At 72.5% G+C, this 4,538-nt stretch carries 3 protein-coding genes; all 3 read left to right on the forward strand.

The genetic code is table 11. From position 1 onward, the window contains the following. Positions 1 to 216: 216 nt before the first annotated feature. Positions 217 to 1,845, forward strand: coding sequence for a sensor histidine kinase (locus D471_RS0103695; protein ID WP_017597378.1), 1,629 nt, complete (start codon positions 217 to 219; stop codon positions 1,843 to 1,845). Beyond that, positions 1,842 to 2,624 carry a response regulator gene (locus tag D471_RS0103700; protein WP_083924058.1) on the forward strand — a complete coding sequence of 261 codons (783 nt, stop codon included), beginning with the start codon at positions 1,842 to 1,844 and terminating at the stop codon, positions 2,622 to 2,624. Before D471_RS0103695 ends, D471_RS0103700 begins: the two co-directional genes overlap by 4 nt. A 544-nt stretch (positions 2,625 to 3,168) precedes the next feature. Continuing rightward, the coding region (locus D471_RS0103705; protein ID WP_017597380.1) for an anthranilate synthase component I at positions 3,169 to 4,538 on the forward strand (1,370 nt) is incomplete at its 3' end.

Here is a 4,538-nt window from a genome sequence, read left to right on the forward strand (position 1 = left end):
GTGGAGGGGAGGTGGGATGTGATGCGCCGCATAGTGTCTCCGTAGGGGATGCCACCGGGTGTGTTCCGGATCTCTTGTGAGGCAACACACAGGCAAACAGACGGAAACACCAGTGAGAAGTGTTGTGATGGTTGTGCGGACAACGGAGGTAACGGACGTTGTGTTCGTAGTGTTCACGGTGCTTGCCGCGCCCGCGCCGGCCACGGCGGGGCGGCCGTGAACGGGGGCGGCGACGCGGCGCCGGGGCGGCGGCTCACCCTCGCCGGACAGTTCCTCGCCCTTCAGCTCGGGATCATCGTCACCGTGCTGGTCATGGTGGGTGCGGTGTCCCTCGCCCAGTCCGACGCCCGCCTGCGCCAGACCGAGAGCAGGCGCATGCTCGCCGTCGCCGAGAGCACCGCCGCCCGCGACACCATTCGGGTCGGGCTGGGCGATCCCGGGCGCGAGGAGGTCCTGGCGCCCCTCGCCGAGAGCGTCCGCGCCCTGTCCGGAGCCGACCTGGTCGTGGTCCACGACGACCGGGGGCGCCCGATCACCCTCGACCCCGGACCCGTCGACGGGACCGACGAGGCCGACCTGCCGGGTGTGGCCACCGCGTTGGACGGCCGAGCCTGGACCGGGGTGACCGACGTCGCCGGCCAGCGCACGGTCGCCGCCGCCGTCCCCGTCATCGGCGAGGGCGGGACGATCCTCGGCGTCGTCGTCGCGGGCAGCGACTACCCGGGCCCCGGCGAGCTGCTCGTGCTGGCCACCCCCAACCTGCTCGTCTACCTCGGCATCGCCAGCGTGCTCGGCGTGGTCGGATCTCTGCTGCTGTCCCGCCGGGTCAAACGCCAGACCCTGGGCCTTGAGCCCGAGCAGATCACCCGTCTGGTGGAGCACCGCGAGGCCATGCTGCACGGTCTCAAGGAGGGCGTCCTCGGCCTGGACGCCGACGACCGCGTCACCCTGGTCAACGACGCCGCCGTCCGCCTGCTCGACCTGCCCCCCGACAGCGTCGGCACCGCGCTCGCCGACCTCGACGTGCCCGGGGGCCTGCGCGACGTCCTGGTCGGGCGGGTGCGCGGCCGCGACACCGTCGTGGCCATCGGAGACCGCCTGGTCGCGCTCAACCGGATGCCGCTGGAGACCGAGGGTCGCGCGGTCGGTTCGGTCACCACCATGCGCGACCGCACCGACCTGGTGGAGCTCCAGCACGAACTGGACGCCAGCAAGACCACCACCGACACCCTGCGCGCGCAGGCGCACGAGTTCGCCAACCGGCTGCACGTCATCTCCGGCCTGCTGGAGCTGTCCGAGTATGACGAGGCGGCGCGCTACGTCAGCCAGATCGGCGGCGCCCGCGCCCGGCTGAGCGCCCAGGTCACCGAGCGGATCCAGGACCCGTCGGTGGCCGCCCTGCTCATCGCCAAGGCGAGCCTGGCCGCCGAACAGGGCGCCCAGCTGAGGGTGGCCACCGAGGCCCGGCTCGGCCAACTCTCCGAGGAACTGGCCGCCGACCTGGTCACGGTCGTGGCCAACCTGGTGGACAATGCGCTGGACGCGGCCACCCAGAACGCCGGACCGGACCGGCGCGCCTGGGTGGAGGTGGACATGGTCGGCGGGGGCGGCGACCCGGTACACGTGTCCGTGCGCGACTCGGGGCCGGGCGTGCCGAGCGAACTCGCCGACGAGGTGTTCCAGCACGGTTACACCACCAAGGACGGCTCGGGTCGCAAACGTGGCCTCGGCCTGGCCATCGTGAGCCTGGTGTGCGCGCGCTGCGGTGGTGAGGCCACCGTCTCGGGATCCGAGTTCACCGCCGTCCTGTACGACCGCCACGACGACGAGGAGAACGGGTTATGAGCACGAGCCGAGCCGCTGACGGCCGGGACGGCGACGCTGGTGGCCGGGGTGGGGAGCCGGAGGTGCGCACGCTCATCGTCGACGACGACTTCATGGTGGCGCGCGTCCACCGGGCCCTGGTCGAGCGCCTGCCCGGCTTCACCGTGGTCGGAGAGGCGCGGACCGGCGCCGAGGCCCTGGAGATGGTCGCCAGGACCCGCCCCGACCTGGTGCTCCTGGACGTCTACCTCCCCGACATGAACGGCATCGACGTCCTGCGCCGCCTGCGCGGCCCCGACGCGGGCGACGACCTGCCGGAGGTCGACGTCCTGGTCATCACGGCCGCCCGGGACAGCGCCACCGTCCGCCAGGCGCTGCGCGGCGGCGCGGTGCAGTACCTCATCAAGCCCTTCGAACCCGCCGAACTGATCGAGCGCCTGCGCGGGTACTCCCGGCTCCGCCGTGACCTGACCGCCGACACCGCGCCCGACCAGGACGCCGTCGACCGCGCCTTCGGGGCCACCCGGCCGCCGGAACGCGCCACCGCCACCCGGAACATGCCCAAGGGGCTGACCGCGGAGACCGCCGACCTCGTCCGCGCCGCGCTCACCCGGGCGGTGTCCGAGGGCGGCGCCGCGGCGGACCTGTCGGCCGCCGAGTGCGCGTCGGAGACGGGGGTCTCACGGGTCAGCGCCCGCCGTTACCTGGAGTACTTCGCCGAGCAGGGGCGCGCCGAGGTGCGGCTGCGGTACGGCACCGCCGGCCGGCCCGAGCGCCGCTACCGGTGGCTGGGCGGGTGAGCCGTGTTTGTTTGGGGCCTCCGCTTCGCTTTGGCCCGTGTTCGGGCGCCCTCAAGGCAGGGATGCTTCCTCCTCGGCCACGCCTGTCGCTCGTTCCTCGCTACGCGGCTTGCCTCGTCGTGCAGCACCCTGCCGGCGCCCGAATGGTGTTTGTTGCGGTCCTCCGCTGCGCTTCGGCCCGCCCGTCACCCTCCACCACCCTCAACGGACGCCTGCGGCGCGGTTCCTCCCTCTTCGTCACCCTCCACCACCCTCAACGGACGCCTGCGGCGCGGTACCCATCCTGCTTCGGGTCCTCGGGTACGGGAACGAGGGCCGGGTTCCCCGACCGTGGTGGTGGTCGGGGGCCGCGTGAGCCGCTACACTCGGTCCCATGCGAACCAAGGCCACTCTTCACACCCAGTGGTGGCGCCGCTTCTAGGCGGTGCACCCGGTTCGTATACCCGAGACCAGCGACCGCCCCGGACCGGCGGTCGTTTCGCTTTTCCCACGGCCCCGGCCGGTGTGACCCACCCGACCGAACACAGCGCCCGAAGGACCGGCCGTGAACTCCAGCGACGCCTCGACCACCACGTACCGCACCCAGGGCGGCGTGACCGTCCGCCGCACCGCCGCCGACTGCGATCCCGAGCTGCTCACCGACCTCGTCCGGTCGGTCGAACACCGGCGCGGCGGCGTCCTCTCCTCCGGAATGGAGTACCCAGGCCGCTACGACCGCTGGCACCTGGGGTACGTGGACCCGTGCCTGGAGGTCATCGCGCGCGGCCGCCGCGTCACCGCCACCGCCCTCAACGCGCGCGGTCGCGTCCTGCTCCCCGTCGTCGCCGACGCGCTGGTCTCCGTCGGCGCCGGCCAGGACCGCGAGGCGGACGCCGACCACGTGGCGGTCACCGTCCCCGAACCCGACGCGGGGGAGTTCTTCACCGAGGAGGAGCGCAGCCGCCGCCCCAGCGTCTTCACCGCGGTCCGGGCCGTCATCGCCGCGATGAGCAGCCCCGAGGACGCCAACCTGGGCCTGTACGGCGCGTTCGGCTACGACCTGGCCTTCCAGTTCGAGCCCATCGAAGCGCACATCGACCGCGACCCCGGCGACCGCGACCTGGTCCTGCACCTGCCCGACGCCATCGTCGTCCGCGACCGCAAGCGCGAGACCTGCGTGCGCTACACCTACGAGTTCACCGTTCCCGCCGACGGCGACCGCCCCGAGGCCAGCACCGACGGCCTGGAGCGCGTCACCGAGCCGACCCCGCGGGTGGTCGCCGCCGAGGTCCCCGAGGGGCCCGAGCCCGGCTCCTACGCCCGCGTCGTCGCCGAGGCCAAGGAGAAGTTCCGGCGCGGCGACCTGTTCGAGGTCGTTCCCGGCCACCGCACCTACGCGCGCTGCTCCTCCCCGGCCCGCTTCTACGAACTGCTGCGCGAGCGCAACCCCGCGCCCTACGAGTTCTTCTTCAACCTCGGCGAGGGCGAGTACCTGGTCGGCGCCTCCCCGGAGATGTTCGTCCGCGTCACCGGCGAGCCCGGTACCGGCCAGCGGGTGGAGACCTGCCCGATCTCCGGCACCATCAGCCGTGGCGAGGACGCGCTCGGCGACGCGGAGAACATCCAGGAGCTGCTCTCCTCGGTCAAGGAGAAGTCCGAGCTGACCATGTGCACGGACGTGGACCGCAACGACAAGTCACGGGTGTGCGAACCGGGCAGCGTGCGGGTGATCGGCCGTCGCCAGATCGAGATGTACTCGCGGCTCATCCACACCGTCGACCACATCGAGGGCACCCTGCGGCGCGACTTCGACGCCCTCGACGCCTTCCTCACCCACATGTGGGCGGTCACCGTCACCGGGGCGCCCAAGACGTGGGCGATGCGGTTCATCGAGCGGCACGAGACCAGCCCCCGCCGCTGGTACGGCGGGGGGGG

Origin of the sequence: Nocardiopsis lucentensis DSM 44048, assembly GCF_000341125.1 — a bacterium.
GTDB classification, from domain to species: Bacteria; Actinomycetota; Actinomycetes; order Streptosporangiales; family Streptosporangiaceae; genus Nocardiopsis; species Nocardiopsis lucentensis.